The sequence below is a fragment of the Micromonospora chersina genome, assembly GCF_900091475.1.
GTDB classification, from domain to species: domain Bacteria; phylum Actinomycetota; class Actinomycetes; order Mycobacteriales; family Micromonosporaceae; genus Micromonospora; species Micromonospora chersina.
The window spans coordinates 3,333,760-3,357,800 of the sequence record NZ_FMIB01000002.1; the positions used below are offsets into that span (position 1 = coordinate 3,333,760).

The window sequence follows — 24,041 nt, forward strand, 5'->3', positions numbered from 1 at the left end:
GTGCCGGCCCTGGCGCCCCAGCCGAACGCGACGCGAGGAAGCGCCGCCAGTGCGAGCGGAGAAGACAGGCGTGACGATCCCGTACCCGAACACCCAGCCGATGCCCGCCATCGCCGCGGTGACGCCGCCCTCGGGCGCGGCCCGACCCCGGGTGACCTTCCTGGGCACCGGCTACCTCGGCGCGACGTACGCCATCTGCTACGCCGAACTGGGCTACGAGGTGCTCGGCTTCGACGTCGACGCGGACAAGATCGCGAAGCTGAACGCCGGCGAGGTGCCGATCCACGAGCCCGGCCTGGACGAGCTGCTCCGGCGCAACCTGGCCGCCGGCCGGCTCCGGTTCAGCACCGACATCCAGGAGACCGCCGACTTCGGCGACGTGCACTTCATCTGCGTCGGCACCCCGCAGCGCGCCGACGGGATGGGCGCCGACCTGTCGTACGTCGAGGCGTCCGTGACGAGCCTCGCCCAGCACCTGAGCCGCAAGGCGCTGATCGTCGGCAAGTCCACCGTGCCGGTCGGCACCGCCGAGTGGGTCGAGCAGCTGGTGGGCAAGCACACCCCCGCCGACCTGGGCGTCGAGGTGGCCTGGAGCCCCGAGTTCCTCCAGGAGGGCTTCGCCGTCGACGACGTGCTGCGCCCCAACCGGATCGTGGTCGGGGTCAAGAGCGAGTGGGCCAACGGCATGCTCTACGCCGCCCACAAGGGCGTCTTCGACCTGGCCGCCACCGAGGACCGCGAGGTGCCGCTGGTCGTCACCGACTTCGCCACCGCCGAGCTGGTCAAGGTCGCCGCGAACGCCTTCCTGGCCACCAAGATCTCGTTCATCAACGCGATGGCCGAGGTCTGCGAGGCCGCCGGCGGCGACGTGACCCAGCTCGCCCGCTCGATCGGGTACGACCCCCGGATCGGCAACCGCTTCCTCCAGGCCGGCCTCGGCTTCGGCGGCGCCTGCCTGCCCAAGGACATCCGGGCCTTCCAGGCCCGCGCCCAGGAGCTGGGCGCCGGCGAGGCGCTGCGCTTCCTGCACGAGGTGGACCTGATCAACCTGCGCCGGCGCACCCGGGTCATCCAGCTCGCCGCCGACCTGCTCGGCCGCCGCTCCGGCCCGGCCGGCCCGGACCTCTCCGGCACCCGGATCGCCGTGCTCGGCGCCACCTTCAAGCCGAACACCGACGACGTCCGGGACGCCCCGGCCCTCGCCGTCGCGGCGCTGCTCGGCAAGGCCGGCGCCGACGTGCACGTGTTCGACCCGCAGGGCGTCGAGAACGCCCGCCGGGCCGTGCCCGAGCTGACCTACGAGGCCACCATGAACGACGCCGTCCGCGGCGCCGACCTGGTCTGCGTCCTCACCGAGTGGGCCGAGTTCCGCAACGCCGACCCGGTCGCCCTGGGCGAGCTGGCCAACGGCCGCAAGGTAGTCGACGGCCGCAACTGCCTGGACTCCACACTGTGGACGCAGGCCGGGTGGGAGTACCGCGGCATGGGTCGCCCCTGACCCCGTGAACCGTCGGCCGGCCGGCCGGGGACCCGATCCCCGGCCGGCCGGCTCTTTTTGTTGTCCGGAACGCGCCGGCAACTGTCGAAATCCGGGCCCGGTCAAGGCATGCTGCGACTGGGAGGTCCACCGTGCGGGGGCCGACCGGACGGGAGAGTGTCGTGCAGAGCTTCAGGTGCGCCTCGTGCGGGCGGGAGATCAAGCCCGCCGTCGTCTGTCCGCACTGCGGCGCGGACCAGCCACAGTGGGCCGAGCACCTGGCCGAGATCGAGCGCTCGATCGCCGAGATGAAGGCCCGCGACGCCGAGATCGCCCGCGAGCAGCGGCAGATCGCCGCCAAGATGCAGGCCGCCCTCTTCCAGCGGGACATCCTGGCGCACGCCGGTGAGGAACGGATCAAGCAGGCCACCCGGCCCCGCCGCGTGCTGCGCCGCCGGCCCGGCCGCCGCCCCCCGACCGCCACCACCGGCGCGCCGCCCCGGGTGCCCCGCCAGGGCACCCCGACGACCGGCCCCGAGGACCTTCCGCCCCCGCCGCCGCCGCGCAGCCGCCCACAGTGGCTCGACGTGGACGACCCCGAGCACCCGCCGGAGGCGTCCTCGCGGGAGGTGCAGAACATCCCCCTCGGGCTCGGCGCGCTGCTGCTCGGCGTCGCGGCGGTGGTCTTCGCCGCCGTCGCCACCAGCTCGATGGACGCGCTGGCCCGGCTCGGTGTGCTGCTGGTCGCCACGGTGCTGATGCTGCTCGCCCCGCCGGTGCTGGCCCGGCGCGGGCTCACCTCGACCGCCGAGACCATCGCCGCGGTGGGCCTGCTGCTGGTGCCGCTGGCCGGTTACGCGCTCTGGGCCGTCGACCGCATCGGCGGCGGCACCTCCGGCGCCGCCTTCTCCGGGTCGATCTTCCTGGTCACCACCGCGGTCGCCTTCGGGTACGCGTACGGGACCGGCCTGCGGGCGCCCCGCTTCGCCACCGTGCTGGCCGCCCAGCCGGTGCTGCCGCTGCTGGCGTACGAGCGGATCACCGGGCCGGCCGGGTGGGCGCTGGTGCTCACCGTGGTGGCCGTGGTCGACCTCGCGCTGGCCCGCTCGGCGGTGGTGCTCGAACGCCCCGTCCGGCGGGACCTGCCGATCCCGCCCCCGGAGCCCGCCCCGCCCCGGCAGCGCGCCGCCGACGACCGGCCCGAGTCGGACCCGGAGGAGTCCGCCGAGGTGCTCGGCGCCGAGCCGCCGCCCGGCGCGGAGCCGGTCCCGCCGGCGCGCCCGGTGCCGTGGCTGCGCGAGCTGACCTGGGTGCTGCACGGGGCGGCGGTGGCCGTCGCCCTGGCGTACGCGGTCACCGCCCTGCTGCGCGCCGCCACCGTGCCGGCCGCCGCCGCGGCGGGCGCCGTCCTGCTGCTCGCCGCGCTGGTCGGGCTCGCCGGGACGCTCGTGCTGCGCCGGCCGCCGCTGCCGGACGTGGGCGCCGGCATCGTGACCCTCGCGGTGATCGGCGCGCTGGGCCGGGTCGCGTCGGTGGCCTTCCCCGGCCGGTCGTTGCTGCTCATCGCCGCGGTCATCGCGCTCACCGGGTTCGCGGTCCGGGGCGTACCGGAGGCGGCCCGGCGGGGGCCGCAGCTCGCCTCGGCGGTCGCGCTCACGGTCAGCGGCCTGGTGGTGGCCGGCGGCGCGCTGCGCGCCGGACTGGCGCCGGTCCGCGCCGCGCTGCCCGCCTGGTCGGCGGACCTCAGCGGGTGGCACGCCGAACTGGCGGCGGCGGTCGGCCCGACCGGCTGGCAGCTCGCCGCCAGCGCGCTGCTGCTCACCATCGCCGCGGTGGTCGCCCTGCCCGCGGAGATCCGGCGGGAGTTCGCGGTCGTCGGGGCGGCCCTGACCGCCCTCGCCGTGCCGGCCTCGCTCGGGCTCGGCTGGGCCACCGCCTGCTGGCCGATGCTGCTGACCGCGGTGGCCATCGGCGTGCTCGGGCTCACCGCCGGCACCGAGCGTGCCGCGGTGGCCCACTCGGTGACCGCCGCCGGGCTGGGGCTGATCGGGGCCGGCGCCGCGCTCGCCCGGCCCGCGCTCACGGCCGCCGCGCTGACCCTGCTGTTCCTGGCCGGCGCGCTGGTCTCGCTGGCGCCGCGGGTCCGGATCGCCGCGGCCGCCGCGGACACCGTCTGCGCCTGGGCGGCCGGCGGGGCCGCGTTCGCGTTCCCGGGCGCGGTGGCCGCGTTCGTCGCCGCCACGGTGCCGACCGCGCCGACCCTCACCCCGGCGAACCTGCGCGAGGTCACCGTCCCGATCCTCGCGGCGAGCTTCCTCGGCGTCTGCGTCACGCTGGGCTACGCCGCCCTCGTCCAGGTGGCGCAGCGGCACCTCAGCGTGCCGCACGCGCTCGGCACCGTGCTGGGTGCCGTGGCGGTCGCGGCGGCCGGGTTCGGCGCGCCCGGCGCCACCACCGCCGACGCCTGGGTGGGCGGGCTGCTGCTGGTGGCCGCCGCGCTGCTCGCGCTGGCCCCCCGGATCGACGCCGGCCGCCGCGCCGACCTGTCCCTCGACGGTTCCGACCTCGCCCTCGCCGCGACCACGGTGGCGCTCATCGCCACCCTGGCCCGGATCGCCGCCGTGCTGGCCCCCGGCGGGCAGCTCGTGGTGGCCGCCGCGCTGGTGACCCTCGTCGCCGTCGCCGCCCGGGCCATGCCCGAGGAGTGGCGGCGCGGACCGGTCCTCGGCATCGCCGTCGGCGGCACGCTGATCGGTCTCATCGCGGCCTGGAGCGCGCTGCGCGGCGGGGTCGGCGTGCTCGCCACGCCGGGTCCCATCTGGGCCGGCGACCTGAGCGGCTGGCCGGCCGCGCCGACCGGCGGGTCGACCTGGCAGGCGCCGGTCGCGCTGGCGCTGCTGGCCGTGGCCGCCGGCATCCTGCTGCCGCCGCCCTGGAAGTACGACGTCTCCGGCGCGGCCGCCGTGCTCGCCACGATCGGCGCGCCGGCCGCGTTCGACCTGCCCTGGTGGTCCCCGGTGCTGGTGGGCGCCATGGTCGCCACCGTCTTCGGGATGGCGGCGGTGGCCGCGGCCGACCCGCGGGCCGCGCTGTCCCGGGCCACGGTGGCCGGGGTGGTCGCCCTGCACGCCGCCGGCGCCGGGCTGGTCCGCCCGTGGACCACCGCGCTGGCGCTGGGCAGCATCGCGCTCATCGGCGTGACGGTGGCCGCCCTGGCCCGGGCGCTCACGCCGGGCCTGGTCGAGGACGTCCGCACCGAGGGGATGCCGCCACACCTCGTGCAGGTCGGCGGCGCGGCGGCCGGGGCCGCCCTGCTCGCCCTGCCCGGGGCGGTGGCCGCACTGGCCGCCGAGTACGGCCGGCCCCCGCAGGTGGTGCTCACGGCCGCGCTGGCCGCGTCCAGCATCGGCCTGGCCGCGGTGGCGGCGGTCCGCCGGCAGGTGCCGCAGTACCTTCCCTACGCGAGCGTGGCAGTGGTCGGCGGTGCGACGGTCAGCGCGGCCGCCGCCGTGATCACCCACCTCCCCGCCGGCGTGTACGCCGCCGCGGCGGCGCTGCTCGGCGTGCTCGCCGAGCTGATCCGGGCCGCCACCGTCCCACCGGTCGGCTCGGCCCAACCGGTCCGCCGCTGGTCGGTGCTGCTCAACGGGGCGCTGCGCCGGGCGCCGGACGACCCCACCGAGCTGCGCTGGCGGGTCAGCCCGGCGGCCGGTGCGCTCGCCGCGGCGGCGCTGCCCACCGCCCTGGCCCTGGCGACCCTGGCGCCGGCGCTGGTCGTGGCGCTGGTCGAGCCGCTCCAGGTGTTGTCCCGGGTCTGGCAGGGTCCGCCGCCGGACCTGCTCACCCCGCCGCCCGAGGCGGTGGATCCCACACACGTGCTCACCGCGCTGCTGCTCACCGCGACGGCGGCGCTCGCCGCCACCGGGTTCAGCGGCGGCCGGCGGTCCCGGGCCGTGCCGGTGATCCTGCCGGGCGCGGCGCTCACGCTGCTCATCACGCCGGTGGCGCTCGGCCGAGGCTGGCCGGTGACCGCGACGGCCGGGCTGGCCGTCTTCACCGTGTCGATGCTGGGGCTGGCACTCACCCCACCGCCCGCGCTCGCCGAACCGGCCCGCTCGATCCGGGTGGCCCGGGTGCTGGTGTTCGCCATCGGGCTGGCCGCCGGCAACGCCGGGCTCGCCGGCAGCCTCGCCACCCGGGAGCTGACCCTGTTCACGCTGGGCGGCGCGGTCGGCGTGGGCACGGTCGCCGCGCTCTTCGGCACCACCCAGCGGGCCCGCATCCTCGGCTGGCTGTTCGCCTCGCTGATGGCCCAGCTCTTCGTGCTCACCCTCGGCCTGGTGGCCGGGCTCGCCCCGGTCTGGTCCGCGTTCGGGGTGCTGGCCGTCGGGGCGGCGCTCCAGGTCTTCGCCACCGCCCTCCCCCGGCTGCGCCGGCCCGAGGCGTACCGGGAGGCGGCCACCGTCGAGTGGAGCGGCCACGCCGCGGCGCTCATCGCGCTGGCCCTGGCGTACGACTCGCCCCGGCACATCGCCGCGCTGCTGGCCGCCTGGGGCGCGGTACTCGGGGTGGCGGCCAGCCGCCCGGGCCGGCGGCCGGTGGAGCGGAACGTGCTGTTCTGGGCGGTGGTGATCTGCGAGATCAGCGCCTGGTGGATCCTCATGCGGACGGCCGACGTGGCGCTACCGGAGGCGTACACGCTGCCGTTCGCGCTGCTCGCCCTCATCGTCGGGGTGCTGCAACTGCGCCACCGGCCCGACCTGTCGAGCTGGGTGGCGTACGGGCCGGCGCTGGTCGCCGCGTTCCTCCCGACGCTGGCGATCGTGCTGGCCACCGAGTCCAGCATGCTGCGCCAGGTGCTGCTGCTGCTCGGCGCCGTCGCGGTGCTGATCTTCGGCTCGACGAGCCGGCAGCAGGCGCCGGTGATCGTGGGCGCCACGGTCACCGCTGTCGCCGCGGTGCACGCTTTGTTCAGCCTCGGCCCGTGGCTGGTGCTGATCCCGGTCGGCTTCGTCCTGCTGGTGCTCGGCGCGAGCAACGAGCGCCGCCGCCGCGCTCAGGAACGACTCCAGACGGCCCTCCGCGGGATGAGGTGAAACCGGAGGGGTGGGCGCTCGCCGTCGAGGGCGGGCAGAGGACGCCGGCTCCGCGCGATGGTCCTGGCCGTGACGCCGGGTCCGCGCGGGTTCAGCCGATTGAGGCGCGGAGGGTGGCTTCCTTCTCGGCCACCAGGTCCTCCAGGCTGGCCTGGTAGGCGGCCATCCGGTCGCGCAGCGCCGGGTCGGAGGCGCCCAGGATGCGCACGGCGAGCAGCCCCGCGTTGCGGGCGTTGCCGATCGACACCGTGGCCACCGGCACGCCGGCCGGCATCTGCACGATGGAGAGCAGCGAGTCCATGCCGTCGAGATACTTCAGCGGCACCGGCACGCCGATCACCGGCAGCGGCGTCACCGAGGCGACCATGCCCGGCAGGTGCGCCGCGCCGCCCGCCCCGGCGATGATCACCTTGACGCCGCGGTCGGCGGCCGACCGGCCGTACTCGATCATCTTGACCGGGGTGCGGTGCGCCGACACCACGCCGACCTCGTAGGGCACCCCGAACTCGTCGAGCACCTCGGCGGCGGCCCGCATGGTGGGCCAGTCCGAGTCGCTGCCCATGATCAGCCCGACGGTGCTCATTCGTGTCCTTCCCGCAGCCAGCGGGCCGCACGCGCGGCCCGGGCCCGTACGTCGTCCAGGTCGTCGCCGAGCACCGTGACGTGCCCGATCTTGCGGCCCGGGCGCACCTGCTTGCCGTAGAGGTGGACCTTGGCCCCCGGCTCCGCGGCGAAGAGGTGGTGCAGCCGCTCGTCGATCGACATGCCACCGGGCTCGCCGCCGAGCACGTTGGCCATCACCACGACCGGCGCGGTGAGCGAGGTGTCCCCCATCGGGTAGTCGAGCACGGCCCGCAGGTGCTGCTCGAACTGGGAGGTTCGCGCCCCCTCGATCGTCCAGTGCCCGGAGTTGTGCGGCCGCATGGCCAGCTCGTTCACCACGAGCCCGGTGGGGGTCTCGAACAGCTCCACCGCGAGCAGGCCGACCACGCCGAGCGCGGTGGCCAGGTCGATGGCGAGCTGCTGCGCGGCCACCGCCCGCTCCTCCGGCAGGTCGGGCGCCGGGGCGAGCACCTCGACGCAGATGCCGTCCCGCTGCACCGTCTCCACCACCGGGTACGCGGCGACCTGCCCGAACGGCGAGCGCGCCACCTGCACGGCCAGCTCCCGGCGCAGCGCCACCCGCTCCTCGACGATCAGCGGGGTGCCGCCGGCCAGCAGGGTGGTGGCCAGCTCGGCGGCCGCGATGGCGTCGTCCACCATCCAGACGCCCCGGCCGTCGTAGCCGCCGCGGGCGGCCTTGAGCACCACCGGCCAGCCGGTCTCCGTGCCGAACGCCACCAGGTCGGCCGGGGCCTCCACCGGGCGCCAGGCCGGATTCGGCGCGCCCAGCTCACCGAGCCGCTCGCGCATCACCCGCTTGTCCTGAGCGTGCACCAGCGCCTCGGCCGGCGGGAAGAGCTTCACACCCTCCTCGGCCAGGGTGCGGATGTGCGCGTTGGGCACGTGCTCGTGGTCGAAGGTGACCACGTCGCAGCCCTTGGCGAAGGTGCGCAGGGCGGCCAGGTCGGTGTGGTCGCCGTACTGGACGTCGGCGGCGACCAGGGCGGCGCCGTCGTCCGGGGCGAGCGCGAGCACGCGCAGCGACTGGCCGAGGGCGATGGCGGCCTGGTGGGTCATCCGGGCCAGCTGGCCACCGCCCACCATTCCGACGACAGGCAGTCCGGTACGGGAATCCATAGCGCCGCCAGCCTATCGGGGCGGCGGCGGGCGGCGGTCCCGAGGGCCGGACCCGGGCGAGGTGGTCCGGACCCGCACCCGGCCCGGTTGGGATGATCACCGCATGACGACCCGCGATCTGCTCCGCGGCCTGCCGGTGCTCGCCCACGACATGCCGTCCTTCGACCCGACCGACGTACCGGCGGAACCCACCGCCCTCTTCGCCGACTGGCTCGCCGGAGCGGTCGCCGCCGGGGTGGACGAGCCGCACGCCATGACGGTCGCGACGGTCGACGCCGGCGGCGCGCCCGACGTGCGGGTACTGATCCTCAAGGACCTGAACGTCGAGGGCTGGCACTTCGCGACCACCGCCACCAGCGCCAAGGGGAGACAGATCGCCGGCAACCCCCTGGTCGCGCTCGGCTTCCACTGGCGGGAGCAGGGCCGGCAGGTCCGGGTGCGCGGCACCGCCCGGCCCGCCGACCCCGCCGTCTCCCGGCGGGACTTCCTGGCCCGGCCGGAGGGCTCGCGGATCGCGACCCTGGCCGGTCGGCAGAGCGCCGTCCTCGCCGACCGCGCCGAGCTGGACCGGGAGCTGGCCGAAGTGCGGGCCCGGCTGGCCGCCGATCCCGGTCTGGTCGCCGAGGGGCACACGGTCTACTCGGTGACGCCGGCGAGCGTCGAGTTCTGGCAGGCCGACCGGGAGCGCCGGCACGTCCGGCTGCGGTACCGGCGGGACGCCGACGGGTGGAGCCGCGACCTGCTCTGGCCGTGACCGTCAGCCGAGCCGGGCGACCAGATCATCGACGGTGGTGACCGGCCGGTCGCAGACGAACCCACGGCAGACGTACGCGGTGGGCCGCCCGCCCAGCGCCGGACGGTCGGCCAGCAGCGGCACACCGGGCTGGTCGGCGCGGCCCGCCACCACCACGGCCCCGGGCGGGGCGTGCCGGAGCGCGGTGGCCAGCAGCGGGTCGCCCACCGGGTCGTCGGTGACCACCGCGATCTCGTACGGCCCGGAGAGCAGCGCCTCGCCGACCGTGGCCGAGTAGCCGGTGAACCGGGCGTGCCGAGCGACGATCGGCGCGACCGTCGACAGCGCCGCCTCGGCCGCCTCCCGGTAGCGGGCGTGACCCGTCAGGGCCGCGTACGCGACGAGCGCCGCGACCATCGCCGAGCGGCCGGCCGGGGTGGCGTTGTCGGTCGGGTCGGCCGGCCGGGTGACCAGGCGCTCGGCGTCGTCGGCGGTGTCGTAGAAGCCGCCGTCCGGTGCGGCGAACCGGGCCAGCGCCACGTCGAGGAGCTGACCGGCCAGGGTCAGCCAGCGCCCCTCGCCGGTGAGCTGGTGCAGCGCGCAGAACGCCTCGGCCACGCAGCCGTAGTCCTCCAGCACGCCGGCCGGCTCGCCGACGGCCTTGTCCCGGGAGACGCGGCGCAGCCGGCCGTCCACCACGTGCACGGCCGCCAGGTGCTCGGCCGCGTCCCGCATCGCCCCGTCGGACACGATGGTGACGCCCTCCATGAGGTTGGCGTCCTCGTCGTCGGGGGACGCGTAGAGCGCCGCGACCTGCTGGAACTCGGCGATCGCGGTGATGGCGAGACCGTTCCAGGCGGCCACCACCTTGTCATCGCGGGCGGGCTGGGGGCGGGTGTCCCGGGCGGCGAGCAGCCGTCCGACCACCTCCTGCCAGCGGGCGCGGACCTCCGGGTCGGCGTCGTCCACGTCGCGGGCCAGCCGGAGCACGCTCGTGCCGCCCTCGAAGTTGCCCTGCTCGGTCACGCCGAACAGGTCGGCGGCGAACCGGCCGTCCTCCTCGCCCAGCACCTCGACGAGCTGGGCCGGGGTCCAGACGTAGGTGAGGCCCTCGACGCCCTCGGTGTCGGCGTCCAGCGCCGACGCGAATCCCTCGCCGGCCCGGTGCAGCTCGTCGGCGAGGAAGCGGGCCGTGTCGCGGGCCACCCGCCGGGCCAGCCGGTCCCCGGTGAGCCGCCAGAGCTGGGTGTAGACCCGCAGCAGCAGGGCGTTGTCGTAGAGCATCTTCTCGAAGTGCGGCACCGTCCAGTGTCCGTCCACCGAGTAGCGGGCGAAGCCGCCGGCGAGCTGGTCGTGCAGGCCGCCGCGGGCCATCGCCTCGCAGGTGTGCCGGACGATCTCCAGGCTCCGGGTCGAGCCGGTGCGCTGGTGGTGCCGGAGCAGGAAGAGCAGGTTCATGTGCGGCGGGAACTTCGGGGCGCCGCCGAAGCCGCCGTTCGTCTCGTCGTACTCCGTGGCGAGCTGGTCGGCGGCGGCGTCCAGCAGCTCGGCGGTGAGCGGGGCGGTCAGGCCGCCCACGGCCTGCGCGCCGCCGATCGCCTCGACTACGGCGGCGCCCTGCTTGAGCACCGCCTCGCGCTGGTCCCGCCAGGCGGTGGCGACCGAGCCGAGCAGCCGGACGAAGTTGGCCCGCGGGAAGTAGGTGCCGCAGAAGAACGGGGTGCCGTCCGGGGTGGCGAACACCGTCATGGGCCAGCCGCCCTGCCCGGTCATCGCCTGGGTGGCGGTCATGTAGACGGCGTCGACGTCGGGCCGTTCCTCCCGGTCCACCTTCACGCAGACGAAGTCGTCGTTCATGAGCTGGGCGACGCCCTCGTTCTCGAACGACTCGTGCGCCATCACGTGGCACCAGTGGCAGGCCGCGTAGCCGACCGAGATGAGCACCGGCACGTCGCGCCGCTTCGCCTCCGCGAACGCCTCGTCACACCAGGGCCACCAGTCGACCGGGTTGTCGGCGTGCTGGAGCAGGTAGGGCGAGGTGGCGTCGGCGAGTCGGTTCACCCGACGACCATATCGAGCGCGGGACGACCGTGCGGCGCGAGCAGGACGGCCGGGCCGGGATGATTTCCCGGCCCGGCCGACCCGTCAGCGGGTGAGGGTGACCGTCGAGGTGTCGGTCACCGTGAACTCGCGCCAGTAGACGAAGTCCCGGATGGGCACCTCGGTGACGGCCTGGGCCGTGCCGCGCTCGAAGCGGAGGTCGGCCGGGTAGGTGCTGGCCGACCAGGGCACCTCCTGGCCCGGGGTGCACGGGACCGAGGTGGAGTACCAGGCGGTGACCAGGCCCGCCTTCTTCTGCTGCTGGCTCAGCTGGCCGTCCACACTCAGCGTGTCCGCCCGGGTGCACGTCAGCGTGCCGCGCACGGTGGCGATGCCCTTGCTGTCGACGCTGGCCGTCGGGTTGACCGTGACGGTGGCGTCGAGCGGAGGCAACGGCGGCGGGTTGCCGATGTGCACCTCGCCGCGGGAACCGCCGGGGGCACCCTCGCACCGGTACTCGAAGGTCGCGTCGAACCGCTCCAGGTAGCCGTAGGGCCCCCAGGACACGTCCTGCACGGTGAACGAGCCGGTGCTCTCGGCGCAGCCCCGCCAGGAGTTGTTGTAGAAGGAGATCCCGGCGCCGTCGCCGATCGCGTGGCCGACGTTCTGGTAGGTGTCGCCGGCCTTGAGGACCTCGCCGGTCGGGGCCGCGAGGGTGAGGCGCCAGAGGTTGTCGAGTTCGCCGAAGAGTTCGAGCCCGAAGCTCCGTCGGTCCTCGCTGCCCCAGGCGTTCATCTCCTCGCCCGGCACGGGCTCGGTGCTGCTGTACGAGTAGGAGCCGCCGCCGGTGATCACGTCGCCCGGCTCGCCCGCGACGCTGAAGGACCAGGTCTGGGGCGTATCGGCCTGGGCCGGCGTGGCGACGGCCAGGCCGGCGATGCCGGCGGTGAGGGACAGGGCTGCGGCTAGCAGGGGCCGCCGCCAGGAACGGATCATGTGTCCTCCCCCGTAGTTGGACATGAAGTGCGACGCAGGTCGTGCGCCGCCATGCCACGAGGTTAGGAAACGGCCGCCGGTTCCGCTGCCCCGTCCGGGCCGGTGTCGGTGACGCGACCGAGGGACACGGTCCGTCCTTCCGATATTCATCTTTGTTGATCTGAATCAGCGCATGCCCGGCGCCGCCGGGCCGTCCGAAGGAGACGGTTCATGCGCAGACTCCCCACCCTGCTCGCCCTCGCCGCCCTCGCCGGATCCGTGCTGGCCCCCGGCACCGCGTCGGCCGACGTCCCGCCGGAGACCCGCTTCTCCGCCACCACCGGCGTCGGGATCCACAACGCGTACGAGCGCGGCACCTACCCCTACCTGGCCCAGGCGCTCGACGCCCGGCCCGGGCTCATCGAGCTGGACGTCTGGCCGGACGTGCTGACCCGGCAGTGGCGGGTCAGCCACTCCAACCCGCTCGGCAACGACAACAACTGCGTGGCCGCAACGAGCGCCGCCCAGCTCTACACCGGCACCCGGAACCGGAACCTGGAGCACTGCCTGGACGACATCCGGCTCTGGCTGGGCGCGCACCCCGACGCCGGCCCGCTGGTGCTCAAGCTGGAGCTGAAGACGGGCTTCAGCGGCCGTACCGGGCAGGGGCCGGCTCAGCTCGACGCGGTGCTGGCCGCCCGGCTCGGCGACCGGGTGTTCCGCCCGGCCGACCTGCTCGGCGGTCACGCCGGCCTGGACGCCGCCGCGCGCGCCGACGCCTGGCCCAGCCGCGCCCAGCTCGCCGGCCGGGTGATCGTCGAGCTGATCCCTGGCACGGTCGAGGAGGGCAACCCGACCGACATGCTCTGGACCGACGTCGAGTACGCCCGCCACCTGGCCGGCCTCGCGGCGGCCGGCACGCTGGGCACGGCCCGCGCCTTCCCGGCCGTGCACCGGGCGCAGGCCGGCGACCCGCGCATCCGGTACGCCGACGCGAGCCTGCGGCAGTGGTTCGTGCTCTTCGACGGCGACGCCACCGCGTACGTCACCGGCGGCATCGACACCGCCTGGTACGACGCCAACCACTACCTGCTGGTGATGACCGACGCGCAGAACGTCCCACCGGCGGTCGGCACTGGCGACGCCGGCGCGGCGGCGGCCCGGGTGGCCGAGCTGGCCCGGAAGCACGCCAGCATCGCCTCCGCCGACTGGGCGACCCTGCCCAGCGTCCTCGACGACGTGCTGCCCCGCGGCTGAACCGGCGACCGGCCGTCCCGCGCCGCCGTGGCGAATCGGCCCCGGCGGCGCGGGACGGCCGCCCTCCGTGGGACGGCAGCAGGGCCTGGAACGGTCAGGAGGCGCCGTCGGCGCGGAACGGGAGGACGTTGCCGCGCGCGGTGTCCCGCAGCGACCCCAGCACCGCCCCGATCTTGTCCGCCGGCATCGGCTTGAAGAAGTGGTAGCCCTGGGCGGCGGTGCAGCCCAGCTCGGCCAGGGCGGTCCGCTGCTCGGCGGTCTCCACGCCCTCGGCCACCACCCGCAGCCCCAGCTCGTGCGCGAGCCCGACGGTGGTACGCACGATCGCGGCGGCCTCCGGCGAGTCGGCCATCCGGATCACGAAGGAACGGTCCACCTTCAACTCGTCCACCGCGATCCGGGTGAGGAAGGTCAGCGAGGAGAACCCGGTGCCGAAGTCGTCGACCGCGAGCTGCACACCCATGGCGCGCAGGGTGGCCAGCACCTCGTCGATGACCTCCAGCTCGCTCATCACCACCGTCTCGGTGATCTCCAGCACCAGCCGGTGCGGCGGCACCTGGTGCCGGCGCAGCGCCTCGCCGATCTCGGCCGGCAGCCGCGGGTCGAGCAGGCTGCGCGCCGACAGGTTCACCGAGATCGGGATGTCCAGCCCCTCGCGTGCCCAACCGGCTGCCACCGCCAGGGCCTTGTCCAGCACGTAGCGGGTGAAGCTGCCGAGCTGCTCGCTGTTCTCCACCGGGCGGATGAAGTCCGCCGGGCCGAGCCAGCCCCGACGCGGGTGCCGCCAGCGGATCAGCGCCTCCACCCCGGTCGGGGCGCCGGTGGCCAGGTCCACCGCCGGCTGCAACGCCAGCACGAGCTGGTCGTCGGCCTCCAGGGCCTCCCGCAGCTCCGCGAGCAGCGCCAGGTGGTCGGTGCTCGCGGCGTCGCGCGAGCTGTCGTACGCGGCGACGCTGCCGCCGCCCTCCTTCGCCTGGTACATGGCGATGTCGGCCCGGCGCAGAAGCTCCGTCAGGTCGGCGGTGCCCGCGTCGGCGACCACCACACCCACCGCCACCTCGACCGACATGCGCACCCCGGCCACCTCGGTCGGCGCGGCCAGCCGCTCGGCGATCTCCCGGGCCTGCCGCAGCGCGTACGCCAGCGGGGCCGCCCGGTCGTCGACCACCGGGACCGTGGTGAGCAGCAGGGCGAACTCGTCGCCGCCGAGCCGGCCGAGCAGGTCGCCCGGACGGGTCATGGTGGCCAGCCGGTTCGCGGCCAGCCGCAGCAGCTGGTCGCCGGCCGCGTGCCCCAGCGTGTCGTTGACCTCTTTGAACTGGTTGATGTCGAGCAGCAGCAGCGCCACCGGGTGGTCGTGGGCGCGCTGCCGCAGCGCCTGGTCGCCCTTGGCCAGCAGGGCGGCCCGGTTGAGCAGCCCGGTGAGCTGGTCGTGCACGGCCTCGTACGACGAGCGGGCGGTGACCAGCCGCAGCTCGCGGTGGGTCGCGGCGTCGTGCAGGGCGGCGGCCAGCGCGTCGCCGAACGCCGCGACGCCGTCCCGTTCCCGGGCCGTGGGCGGGGCGGAGCGGGGGAACCGGACCCGCAGCTGGCCGACCTCGGCGCTGCCCACGGCGAGCCGCCGGACCAGCTCGTGCTCGCCGGACCCGGTGGCCGACGGGGGTTCCACCTCGCGGTCGCGCACCTGGGCGCCGGTGTCCGCCCGGTAGCGGCGCCAGCGGCCGTCGCCCCGGGCCACGTCCACCTCGACCAGCTCGGCGCCGAACAGGGTGAGCGCCCCGGTCACGGCGGCGGTCGCCACGCCCCGCTCGTCGAGCTGGTTGAGCGCGGCGGTGGCCTCGGCGAACGCCCGCCAGGTGCGCCGCTCCTGGTCGGCCCGGAGGCGGTGCCGGTAGGTCTGCTGGAGCAGCCAGAGCGGCGGCGGCAGGAGCAGCAGCCAGCGCGCGTCCAGCTCCAGCAGGGTGACCACGACCAGGCCGACCGCCACGTTGCCCACGAACATGAGCAGCTTGCCGCGGAGCGCGGCGAGCAGCGGCGGGCCGATGGGGATGCCGTGCAGCAGGGCGAGGCCGGCGCCGCCCAGCCAGGCGCTGGTGAGCAGGTAGGCCACCGCGCCGGCGGTGAGCGCGAGGGCCAGCTCCGGGGTGGGCGCGGCGAGCAGCGGCTGGCCGAGCGCGCTGGCGACCGCCGCGGCGAGCGCGGTGGCGGCGGTGAGCGAACCGGCGATCCGGACCAGTTCCAATGCGGGCCGGCGGTCGGTGACCAGGGACATGGCGGTCCACGCGGCCCCCGTGCCGAGCAGGGCCGCGGCCGGCAGCCAGCCGGCCGGCACGAGGTAGAGGCAGACGACGAGGGCCGCCTCGCCCCAGGTGATGCTGACCATGCCGGATGCGGTGCGGAAGCGCAGCCGGGCGAGCTGTGCCACGGCGAACGCGACGACGGCGACGCCGAACCGGACGAATCCGGGCAGCGGGTCGTCCGGCGGCAGGTGCGCGGGAACGGTCAGGCCGACCACGGCGGCCGCCAGGGCGGTGACGGCGACGGCGGCGGTCAGCAGCAGAACGCCGACCGGCGTGCCGCGCGGGCCCCGCTCATCGGGGGGTTGGCCGGCCCGGCCGGAGGTCACGGGCCCACCCCGTCGGACGGCGGCCGGAGGGCACGGTCGGGGGCTGTTGCTGCCATCGACATCGGCGCCCCCCTTCCGCGCACGGCTCGGGGCCTTTACGGTCCCCCCGGCGGAAGGCTAAGCCAAAGCCGGTGGTCGCAACAGGGGTGGACGACCGGCTTCGGCGTGATTCACGCGCTGTTCAGCCGTTCCGGCGCTGCTGGGAGCCGTTGGGCGCGTTCGTCGGGGATTCCTGCGGGGCGGTCCCGTCTGTCGGATCGGCGACTGTCGAGTCGGCCCGGCCCGGCTCGGCCGGCCCGGCCTGCTGGGGGAACCGGTCGGGCAGCCGGCGCAGCCGGGCGTTCATGTTGCGGATCAACAGGACGGTGGCGGTGGCCAGCAGCACGATGAGGAAGAGGCCCATCGGGCCGGCCAGACCACCCGTGCGGGTGTCACCGAAGTTGTTCTCCGCGAGCACCTGGGCGGTGGTCAGCATGGTGTTCCTCCGATGTGCGGCTGACGACCAGCGTAGCCCGCCGGGAAATCAGCGGGCATGGCACGTCTCGCGCACCCCGGCGAAGAGGTCGGACTCGGGCAGCGGGCTGTCGACCATCGAGCGGGCGAGCTGGAAGTCCTCGGTGGGCCAGGCGCGCTGCTGGAGGTCCATCGGCACCTGGAACCAGAACCCGTCCGGGTCGATCTGGGTGGCGTGGGCACGCAGCGCGTCGTCGCGGACCGGGAAGTATTCGGCGCACTCGACCCGGGTGGTGATCCGCTCGCCCTTGTCGGGGCGGTCCTCCCAGCGCTTCATCCACTCGCCGTACGGCGACTCCAGGCCGGCGGCCAGCATCGCCTCGTGCAGCGCCATGATCTTGGCGCGCGAGAAGCCCACGTCGTAGTAGAGCTTGAGCGGCTGCCACGGCTCGCCCAGCTCCGGGTGGTGGTCCGGGTCGCCGGCGGCCTCGAAGGCGGCCACTGTCACCCTGTGGGTCATGATGTGGTCGGGGTGCGGGTAGCCGCCCTCCTCGTCGTACGTGGTGACGACGTGCGGGCGGAACTGGCGCATGAGCCGCACCAGCGGGGCGGCCGCGACGTCGACCTCCTCCAGCGCGAAGCAGCCGTCCGGCAGCGGCGGCAGCGGGTCACCCTCGGGCAGGCCGGAGTCGACGAAACCGAGCCACGCCTGCTCGATGCCGAGGATGGCGCGGGCCGCGTCCATCTCGGCGCGGCGGATGTCGCCGATGTTGGCCCACACGTCGGGCCGGTCCATCTTGGGGTTGAGCACGCTGCCCCGCTCGCCACCCGTGCACGTGACGACCAGGACATCCACCCCCTCGGCGACGTATTTCGCCATGGTGGCGGCGCCCTTGCTCGACTCGTCGTCGGGATGGGCGTGCACCGCCATGAGCCGCAGCTGCTCTGCCACCTTCGGCGCTCCTCGTCTGTGCCCGCCGGGCCCGGCCCACCCGGGCCCGCCCGGCTGACCTGCCGGAATCTCCCCCCGCGCCCGCGAAAGCCCCCGTGCTGGCCGGTCGGCGGCGGGGCCGACCTGCCATCCTTGGCTCAGCGCCGGGCTGGGAAGATGGACTCTGCCATTCTTGCCGATGCCGCCGACAACAACGCCAGGAGATACCCGCCGGTGAGCGAGACGCACGCCACAATCGCACCGGGTGCACCGGTCTTCCCGCCCGGCCGCTACGGCCGCCGCCGGGAGCCGGGGCGCCGCCGTCCGCTCCTGCTCGTGCTGGTGGGGGCCCTCCTGCTCGCGCTCCTCGGGCTGCTCTCCGTGAAGCTCTACGGCCAGTACGGCGACCCGGACTACCGCGCCGAGGTGATCACCTACACGGGAATCACCGACTCGCGCGTCGTGGTCGAGTTCCGGGTCACCGTCCCCGAGGGCGGCTCGGCGACCTGCCTGCTGCGGGCGCGCTCCCACGACGGCGCCGAGGTGGGCCACGTCGAGACCACCGTGACCGCCCCGCCCGGCGAACGGCACGTCCGGACCCGGCAGGAGGTGCCGACCACGGCCCGACCCTTCATCGGCGAGGTGCTGCGCTGCCGAGCGGCCGGCTGAGCCGGAAGCCGGCGAGCCGCCGGCACGCGTACCCCGGGTCCGACCGCCGGCACCCGGGGTGATCAGCGACACCCTGACGTGGCCGGCACTGGTAACTTGGTAGTTCACCTGTCAGCCAGTCCGCACCAACGAGGAGATCGCCTGTGTCCACCAATGACAACGAGGCGCCCGCCACCTGGCTGTCCCAGGACGCGTACGACCGCCTGCAGGCCGAGCTCGACGAGCACATCGCCAACCGACCGGTGATCGCCGCCGAGATCAACGCCCGGCGGGAGGAGGGCGACCTGCGGGAGAACGGTGGCTACCACGCCGCCCGCGAGGAGCAGGGCAAGGCCGAGGGTCGCATCCTCTACCTGAAGGAGCTGCTCCGCACGGCCAAGGTCGGCGAGGCCCCGACCGCCGACGTGGTGTCGCCCGGCATGGTCGTCACGATCTACTTCGACGACGACGCCGACGACACGGAGACCTTCCTGCTCGGCTCCCGTGAGATCGCCTCCACGACCGACCTCACCGTCTACAGCCCCGAGTCCGCGCTCGGCAAGGCGATCCTGGGCGGCAAGGCGGGCCAGACCTGCACCTACACGGCCCCCAGCGGGGCCGACATCAAGGTGACGGTCGTCAAGTTCGAGCCGTTCTCCGGCTAGCCGCCAACCGGACCCGCGCCGGATGGCTCGGGTCCGACCCGACCGAGGCTGACAGGCTCCTCGGATCCGAGCCAGAAACACCCGACCGCCCCGACCGGCATCGTCCGGCCGGGGCGGTCGCGTCCTCGGTGCTCATCCCTCGCCCGCGAAGACCACCTGGTAGCCGCTGGCCCGCAGGGCGCTGATCAGCGTGTCCGAGTGCTCGACACCGCGGGTCTCCACCGACAGCGCGACCTCCACCTCGCCGAGCCGCAAGTGGGGGTTGGCCCGCTGGTGCACCACGTCGACCACGTTGGCCCGGTGCTCGGCGATCTCGCTGAGCAGCGAGGCGAGCTGACCCGGCCGGTCCGTGCAGCGGACGGTGACCCGCAGGTAGCGGCCGGCCGCCGCCAACCCGTGCTCGATCACCCGCAGCATCAGCAGCGGGTCGATGTTGCCGCCGGAGAGCACGGCCACCACCGGCGCCTGCACCTCCACGGCCCCCGCCAGCAGCGCGGCCACGCCGACCGCGCCGGCGGGCTCCACCACCTGCTTGCCGCGTTCGAGCAGCATGAGCAGCGCCCGGGAGATGTCCTCCTCGGTGACCGTGACGATCTCGTCGACAAGCTTGCGGACGTGGGTGAAGGTCAGCTCGCCCGGGCGGCCGACCGCGATCCCGTCGGCGATCGTCGAGAAGAAGGGCAGCCGGACCGGCTCGCCGGCCTTGAGCGAGGGCGGGAAGGCGGCGGCGCTCGCCGCCTGCACGCCGATCACGCGTACGTCGGGGCGCAGCGCCTTGGCGACCACCGCCAGGCCGGAGATCAGCCCGCCGCCGCCCACCCCGGTCACGATGGTCTTCACGTCCGGGCACTGTTCGAGGATCTCCAGGGCCACCGTGCCCTGCCCGGCGATGACGTCCCGGTGGTCGAACGGGTGGATGAACACCGCCCCGGTCCGCTCGGCGAAGGTCTGCGCCGCGACGAGCGACTCGTCCACCGTGTTGCCGACCAACTCGACCTGGGCCCCGTACCCCTTGGTGGCGGCCACCTTCGGCAGCGGCGCGTTCACCGGCATGAACACCGTGGCGTGCGCGCCGACCAGGCCGGCGGCGAGCGCCACCCCCTGGGCGTGGTTGCCGGCGCTCGCCGCGACCACGCCGCGCTCCCGCTCCTCCGGGGAGAGCCGGGAGATCCGCACGTACGCGCCGCGGACCTTGTACGACCCGGCGCGCTGCACGTTCTCGCACTTCAACCACGTCGGCCCGCCGAGCGCGGCGCTGAGCGGCCGGGACGGCTCCAGCGGGGTGGTGCGGGTGACGCCGGCGAGCAGTTCCCGCGCGGCCTGTACGTCGGCGAGACCGACCAGTTCCGTCATGCCCCGATCGTGCCACCCGACCCCGGCGGAACCTGCGGCGACGCCACGGTCGGCTCCGCCGGCACCTGCGGTGACGGCGCAACTCCCGGCTGCGCCGGGTGGGCGTACCCGAACGGCACGCCCGGCGCCGGCCAGCCGGCGGGGACGGGCCAGGCAGGCCGGCCGAGAGCAATCCGCTGCTCCTGCGCCACGGAGATGCGCCGGATCAGCACGATCACCGACACCGCGGCGGTCAGGCAGGCGACCAGCGGGATGAGGTGCCAGCCGAGCGCCTCGCGGTAGAAGTCGGCATACCACCGGAACTCGGTGTCGAACCGGGGCTCCTCGGGCAGCCGGGCGTACGCCCGGTCGTCGCGCCGGCTGACCAGGCGCTCCCCGACGCTGAAGGCCAGCCACGCGGCCCACCAGATCCAGACCAGCCCCGGGGTGAACCGCTTCCAGAGGCTGTCCCGGGCGAGGTTGGCGACCACCCGGGCGGGCACCACGAAGTTGGCGAACGGCACCAGCCAGCCGGCGATCGCCCAGCCGGTCCCGAGGTGCGGAAGCGCACCCGGGAAGGCATCCAGGTTCTTCCGGGCCCGCCAGGTCCAGATGATGACCAGTACGGCGGCCGTCAGGTAGGCCACCAGGAACGGCAGCGAGAGCACCACCTCGAGCAGCACGGCGCCGAGCAGCACGTCCGGGTCCTGGCTCTCCCTCGCCCGGCCGGCCAGCACGACGCCGGCCAGCGGGAAGAGTGCCACCAACGCGTAGAGCAGCGCGGTCGCGCCCACCGCGACGGAGGCGGCGAGGCCGATCCCGCGCACCGAGTAGGTGGGCACGCCCGGGGCGAGGGCGGGCTGGCCGTGCGGCGTGTAGCAGTTCTGGCACTCATTGTCGGCGGGGGATGTCTCGTCCCCGCAGGTGTGGCAGCGCATGGATGACCGTCCCGGTGTGCGTGAGGTGCGCACACGCTAGACGATCATGCGCGGGCCGGCGACCCCGTCCCGACCCGGGGATAGCCGGGGGCGTGCCGCTGCCACGGCGCCTGCATCTCGAACTGGCCGGCCACGCCGAGCAGCAGCAGCTCCGAGCCGGGCGGGCCGACGAACTGCACGGCGACCGGCAGGCCGTCCGGGCGGCGGCCGACCGGCACCACGATGGCGGGCAGCCCCGCGATGTTCCAGGGCGCGGCGTACGGGGCGTACCCGATGTTGGCCTTCATGTTCGCCACCCAGGACCGGCCGGACCAGCCGGCGGCCGCCGGCGGCGGGCCGGCCAGCGCCGGGGTGAGCAGCAGGTCGACCGAGTGGTCGGCGAAGAAGTTCACCGACCGGTCGCGCCAGGCGGCGCGGTCGGCCTCGCGCACGTACCCCCGGCGCTGCGCCCACTCGCCGAGCGCGACGTGCCGGCGGCTGCGCCGCTGGAGGCCGCGCCGCTCCACGCCCGCGGCCTGCACGTCGGCGGCGGCCGCGGCGAACCAGGTGGCGATGCCCTGGAGGCCGAGCCGGGTCGGGTAGACCGGGTCGGCGGGGACGGTGTCGTGGCCGGCGGCGGCGAGCAGCCGGCCCGCGGCGGCGACCGCGTCCCGGTTCGGCGCGTCCGGCGAGACGCCGCGCACCGGGGAGCGCAGCGAGACGCCGACCCGCAGCCGCGGCGGCGGGACCAGCTTCTCCGGACGCCGCCCGGCCAGCACCGAGAAGCCGACCACCGCGTCGGCCACCGTGCCGGTCAGCACGCCGTGCTCGGTGAGGCCGAACCAGTCGTCCGCGCCGAGCTGGCAGGGCACCACGCCCCGGCCCGGCTTGAGCCCGACCAGACCGCAGCAGGCCGCCGGGATACGGATCGAGCCGAGGCCGTCGTTGCCGTGCGCCATCGGCACCAGCCCGGCGGCCACCGCGGCGGCCGCGCCGCCGGACGAGCCGCCGGGGGTCCGCGCCGGGTCCCACGGGTTGCGGGTCACCCCGGTCTCGTCGTCCGTGAGGGCCCAGAGGCCCAGCTCCGGCATCCGCGTCACGCCGAGGATCACCGCGCCCGCGCCGCGCAGCCGCCGGACCACCTCGTGGTCGGCCTCCGCCACAGGGGTACGCACGGCGGCCGACCCGTTCCACGTCGGCAGGCCGGCGACCGGGGTGTTCTCCTTGACCGCGACCGGCACGCCGGCCAGGGGGAGGTTGGCCAGATCCTCCTGCTCGTCGACCTTCTCCGCCTCGGTGATCGCCTCGCCGCCGCGTACCGCGCGGAACGCGGCCAGCTCGGCGTCGGCACGGGCGATGTGGTCCAGGTGGTCGGCCACGACCTGGGTGGCGGAGACGTCACCCCGGCGTACGCCGCGGGCGATCTGCTTCGCGGTCGCCCCCACCCAGGTCGTCGGCATGATGTCCTGCACGGCCATCCTCCCCAGCCAGCGGTCAGCCCAGCGCCTGCTCCAGATCGGCGAGCAGGTCGTCGACCGTCTCGATGCCGACAGACAGTCGCACGAGATCGCCGGGAACTTCAAGCGGCGAGCCGGCAGCGCTCGCGTGTGTCATCCGTCCCGGGTGCTCGATCAGGGATTCGACCCCGCCGAGCGACTCCGCGAGCACGAAGAGCTTCGCCCGGTTGCAGATCTCCACGGCGTGCTCCTCGCCGCCCGCGGCACGGAAGGAGATCATCCCGCCGAAGCGACGCATCTGCTTGGCGGCGACCTCGTGACCGGGGTGCGCCGGCAGGCCCGGGTAGATGACCTGCGCGACCTTCGCGTGACCGTCCAGGTAGGCGGCGATCCGCTCGGCGTTGTCGCAGTGCCGGTCCATGCGTACCCCGAGGGTCTTGATGCCGCGCAGGGTGAGCCAGGCGTCGAAGGGGCCGTTGACGGCGCCCATCGCGTTCTGGTGGTAGCGCAGCTCCTCGCCGAGCGCCCGGTCCGCGGCGATCAGGGCGCCACCGACCACGTCGGAGTGGCCGCCGATGTACTTGGTGGTCGAGTGGACCACCACGTCCGCGCCGAACGCGATCGGCTGCTGGAGGTACGGCGAGGCGAAGGTGTTGTCGACCACCAGCAGCGCGTCGGCCTCGTGCGCGACGGCGGCAAGCGCGGCGATGTCGGCGATGCCGAGCAGCGGGTTGGTCGGCGTCTCCACCCAGACGATCCGGGTGGCGCCGGGGCGGATGGCCGCCCGCACCGCGTCCGGGTCGGAGACCCGGGCCGGCGTGTAGTCGAGGCCCCAGCGCTCGGCCACCTTGGCGAAGAGCCGGTAGGTGCCGCCGTACGCGTCGTCCGGGATCACCACGTGGTCCCCGGGCTTGCAGACGGTCCGCAGCAGGGTGTCCTCGGCGGCCAGGCCGCTGGCGAAGGCGAGCCCCACCGGCCCGCCCTCCAGGGCGGCCAGGCACTCCTGGAGCGCGTCGCGGGTGGGGTTGCCGGAGCGGCTGTACTCGTAGCCCTCCCGGGGCGCGCCGACGGCGTCCTGGGCGTAGGTGCTGGTCTGATAGATCGGCGGGATCACCGCGCCGGTGCGGGCCTCCGGGTCCTGACCGGCGTGGATGGCGAGCGTCTCGAAGCCGTGACTCATTCCCGAGACGTTAGTCCGCCCGCCGATCCCACCGCGTGGAACCCGCCATCAGCGCCTAGCCTGGCGGGGTGGCTGGGTGCGTGTTCTGCGGGATCGTGGCGGGTGAGGTGCCGGCGTTCCGGGTCGCCGACGAGGCGGACGGCGTGGCGTTCCTGGACACCCGGCCGGTGTTCAAGGGGCACGTGCTGGTGGTGCCGCGGACCCACCTGGTGACCCTGGCCGACCTGCCGGCCGAGGCGTTGCCCGGCTACTTCCGGCTGGTGCAGCGGCTCGCCGTGGCGGTGGAGGCCGGCCTGGGCTCGGGCGGGACGTTCGTGGCCATGAACAACAAGGTGTCCCAGTCGGTCCCCCACCTGCACACCCATGTCGTGCCGCGGACCAAGGGCGACGGGTTGCGCGGCTTCTTCTGGCCCCGGACCCGGTACGCGGACGACGCCGAGGCCCGCGGCTACGCGGAGCGCGTCGCCGCCGCCCTGGCGGGGCCCTGACCGTCCGCCGGACGGGAGGCCGACGG

At 75.0% G+C, this 24,041-nt stretch carries 18 protein-coding genes; 7 read left to right on the forward strand and 11 right to left on the reverse strand.

The genetic code is table 11. The annotated features are described in order from the left end of the window. The first annotated feature begins 70 nt into the window (after positions 1-70). Together GA0070603_RS15250 and GA0070603_RS15255 are read left to right on the forward strand one after the other, a co-directional pair. Positions 71-1,498, forward strand: coding sequence for a UDP-glucose dehydrogenase family protein (locus GA0070603_RS15250; protein ID WP_091313704.1), 1,428 nt, complete (start codon positions 71-73; stop codon positions 1,496-1,498). Between the two features lie 161 nt (positions 1,499-1,659). Continuing rightward, positions 1,660-6,573, forward strand: coding sequence for an SCO7613 C-terminal domain-containing membrane protein (locus tag GA0070603_RS15255; protein WP_091313707.1), 4,914 nt, complete (start codon positions 1,660-1,662; stop codon positions 6,571-6,573). 91 nt (positions 6,574-6,664) lie between these two features. Here the strand turns inward: GA0070603_RS15255 and purE are convergent, their stop codons facing one another. Together purE and GA0070603_RS15265 are read right to left on the reverse strand one after the other, a co-directional pair. Next, positions 6,665-7,156 carry a 5-(carboxyamino)imidazole ribonucleotide mutase gene (purE, locus tag GA0070603_RS15260; protein WP_091313715.1) on the reverse strand — a complete coding sequence of 164 codons (492 nt, stop codon included), beginning with the start codon at positions 7,154-7,156 and terminating at the stop codon, positions 6,665-6,667. Then, entirely contained in the window at positions 7,153-8,313 is a 1,161-nt protein-coding gene (locus GA0070603_RS15265; protein ID WP_091313718.1) for a 5-(carboxyamino)imidazole ribonucleotide synthase, read from the reverse strand. Before GA0070603_RS15265 ends, purE begins: the two co-directional genes overlap by 4 nt. Positions 8,314-8,416: 103 nt before the next feature. On the opposite strand from GA0070603_RS15265, the gene GA0070603_RS15270 reads away from it, so the two are divergent. Continuing rightward, complete coding sequence (locus GA0070603_RS15270; protein WP_091313723.1) at positions 8,417-9,067, forward strand: pyridoxine/pyridoxamine 5'-phosphate oxidase; 651 nt, start codon at positions 8,417-8,419, stop codon at positions 9,065-9,067. A 3-nt stretch (positions 9,068-9,070) separates the two neighbouring features. On the opposite strand, the gene GA0070603_RS15275 is transcribed toward GA0070603_RS15270, so the two are convergent. Continuing rightward, positions 9,071-11,107 carry a thioredoxin domain-containing protein gene (locus GA0070603_RS15275; RefSeq protein WP_091313727.1) on the reverse strand — a complete coding sequence of 679 codons (2,037 nt, stop codon included), beginning with the start codon at positions 11,105-11,107 and terminating at the stop codon, positions 9,071-9,073. Between the two features lie 84 nt (positions 11,108-11,191). After that, positions 11,192-12,082: a hypothetical protein gene (locus GA0070603_RS15280; protein ID WP_091313731.1), complete on the reverse strand. Its 891-nt coding sequence runs from the start codon at positions 12,080-12,082 to the stop codon at positions 11,192-11,194. A 210-nt stretch (positions 12,083-12,292) separates the two neighbouring features. Between GA0070603_RS15280 and GA0070603_RS15285 the strand changes: the two genes are divergently transcribed. Beyond that, positions 12,293-13,318, forward strand: coding sequence for a phosphatidylinositol-specific phospholipase C domain-containing protein (locus GA0070603_RS15285; protein ID WP_091313735.1), 1,026 nt, complete (start codon positions 12,293-12,295; stop codon positions 13,316-13,318). Between the two features lie 94 nt (positions 13,319-13,412). Here the strand turns inward: GA0070603_RS15285 and GA0070603_RS15290 are convergent, their stop codons facing one another. From GA0070603_RS15290 to mca, 3 genes are all read right to left on the reverse strand, one after another. Beyond that, a complete protein-coding gene (locus tag GA0070603_RS15290) occupies positions 13,413-15,878 on the reverse strand; it encodes a putative bifunctional diguanylate cyclase/phosphodiesterase (RefSeq protein ID WP_208863041.1) in 2,466 nt (821 codons plus the stop codon). Between the two features lie 247 nt (positions 15,879-16,125). Further along, positions 16,126-16,419: a hypothetical protein gene (locus GA0070603_RS15295; protein WP_091313740.1), complete on the reverse strand. Its 294-nt coding sequence runs from the start codon at positions 16,417-16,419 to the stop codon at positions 16,126-16,128. A 48-nt stretch (positions 16,420-16,467) separates the two neighbouring features. Continuing rightward, positions 16,468-17,349 (reverse strand): mycothiol conjugate amidase Mca, encoded by an 882-nt coding sequence (gene mca / locus GA0070603_RS15300; RefSeq protein ID WP_091313743.1) that lies wholly within the window; start codon positions 17,347-17,349, stop codon positions 16,468-16,470. 213 nt (positions 17,350-17,562) lie between these two features. On the opposite strand from mca, the gene GA0070603_RS15305 reads away from it, so the two are divergent. Further along, positions 17,563-17,997 (forward strand): DUF4307 domain-containing protein, encoded by a 435-nt coding sequence (locus GA0070603_RS15305; protein ID WP_091313746.1) that lies wholly within the window; start codon positions 17,563-17,565, stop codon positions 17,995-17,997. Positions 17,998-18,140: 143 nt separating this feature from the next. Beyond that, entirely contained in the window at positions 18,141-18,641 is a 501-nt protein-coding gene (gene greA, locus GA0070603_RS15310; RefSeq protein WP_091313749.1) for a transcription elongation factor GreA, read from the forward strand. A 132-nt stretch (positions 18,642-18,773) separates the two neighbouring features. Here greA and ilvA read toward each other — a convergent pair whose 3' ends face one another. The 4 genes from ilvA to GA0070603_RS15330 are packed head-to-tail and all read right to left on the reverse strand — an operon-like array spanning position 18,774 to position 23,527. After that, on the reverse strand, positions 18,774-19,994 hold the full coding sequence (gene ilvA, locus GA0070603_RS15315; protein WP_091313753.1) for a threonine ammonia-lyase: 1,221 nt from the start codon (positions 19,992-19,994) through the stop codon (positions 18,774-18,776). Further along, on the reverse strand, positions 19,991-20,911 hold the full coding sequence (locus GA0070603_RS15320) for a DUF4328 domain-containing protein (RefSeq protein WP_091313756.1): 921 nt from the start codon (positions 20,909-20,911) through the stop codon (positions 19,991-19,993). Before GA0070603_RS15320 ends, ilvA begins: the two co-directional genes overlap by 4 nt. A 44-nt stretch (positions 20,912-20,955) precedes the next feature. Further along, positions 20,956-22,368: an amidase gene (locus GA0070603_RS15325; RefSeq protein WP_091313760.1), complete on the reverse strand. Its 1,413-nt coding sequence runs from the start codon at positions 22,366-22,368 to the stop codon at positions 20,956-20,958. Positions 22,369-22,384: 16 nt separating this feature from the next. Continuing rightward, positions 22,385-23,527: a cystathionine gamma-synthase gene (locus tag GA0070603_RS15330; protein ID WP_091313764.1), complete on the reverse strand. Its 1,143-nt coding sequence runs from the start codon at positions 23,525-23,527 to the stop codon at positions 22,385-22,387. A gap of 68 nt (positions 23,528-23,595) precedes the next feature. Here GA0070603_RS15330 and GA0070603_RS15335 point away from each other — a divergent pair, with 68 nt between their 5' ends. Next, a complete protein-coding gene (locus tag GA0070603_RS15335) occupies positions 23,596-24,015 on the forward strand; it encodes an HIT family protein (RefSeq protein ID WP_091313767.1) in 420 nt (139 codons plus the stop codon). Positions 24,016-24,041 lie beyond the last annotated feature (26 nt).

Coding starts and splice junctions, on each gene's coding strand:
- purE (WP_091313715.1), bottom strand. CDS start 7,156: ATGAGCACCGTCGGGCTGATCATGGGCAGCGACTCGGACTGGCCCACC.
- GA0070603_RS15265 (WP_091313718.1), bottom strand. CDS start 8,313: ATGGATTCCCGTACCGGACTGCCTGTCGTCGGAATGGTGGGCGGTGGC.
- GA0070603_RS15270 (WP_091313723.1), top strand. CDS start 8,417: ATGACGACCCGCGATCTGCTCCGCGGCCTGCCGGTGCTCGCCCACGAC.
- GA0070603_RS15280 (WP_091313731.1), bottom strand. CDS start 12,082: ATGATCCGTTCCTGGCGGCGGCCCCTGCTAGCCGCAGCCCTGTCCCTC.
- GA0070603_RS15285 (WP_091313735.1), top strand. CDS start 12,293: ATGCGCAGACTCCCCACCCTGCTCGCCCTCGCCGCCCTCGCCGGATCC.
- GA0070603_RS15295 (WP_091313740.1), bottom strand. CDS start 16,419: ATGCTGACCACCGCCCAGGTGCTCGCGGAGAACAACTTCGGTGACACC.
- ilvA (WP_091313753.1), bottom strand. CDS start 19,994: ATGACGGAACTGGTCGGTCTCGCCGACGTACAGGCCGCGCGGGAACTG.
- GA0070603_RS15320 (WP_091313756.1), bottom strand. CDS start 20,911: ATGCGCTGCCACACCTGCGGGGACGAGACATCCCCCGCCGACAATGAG.
- GA0070603_RS15325 (WP_091313760.1), bottom strand. CDS start 22,368: ATGGCCGTGCAGGACATCATGCCGACGACCTGGGTGGGGGCGACCGCG.
- GA0070603_RS15330 (WP_091313764.1), bottom strand. CDS start 23,527: ATGAGTCACGGCTTCGAGACGCTCGCCATCCACGCCGGTCAGGACCCG.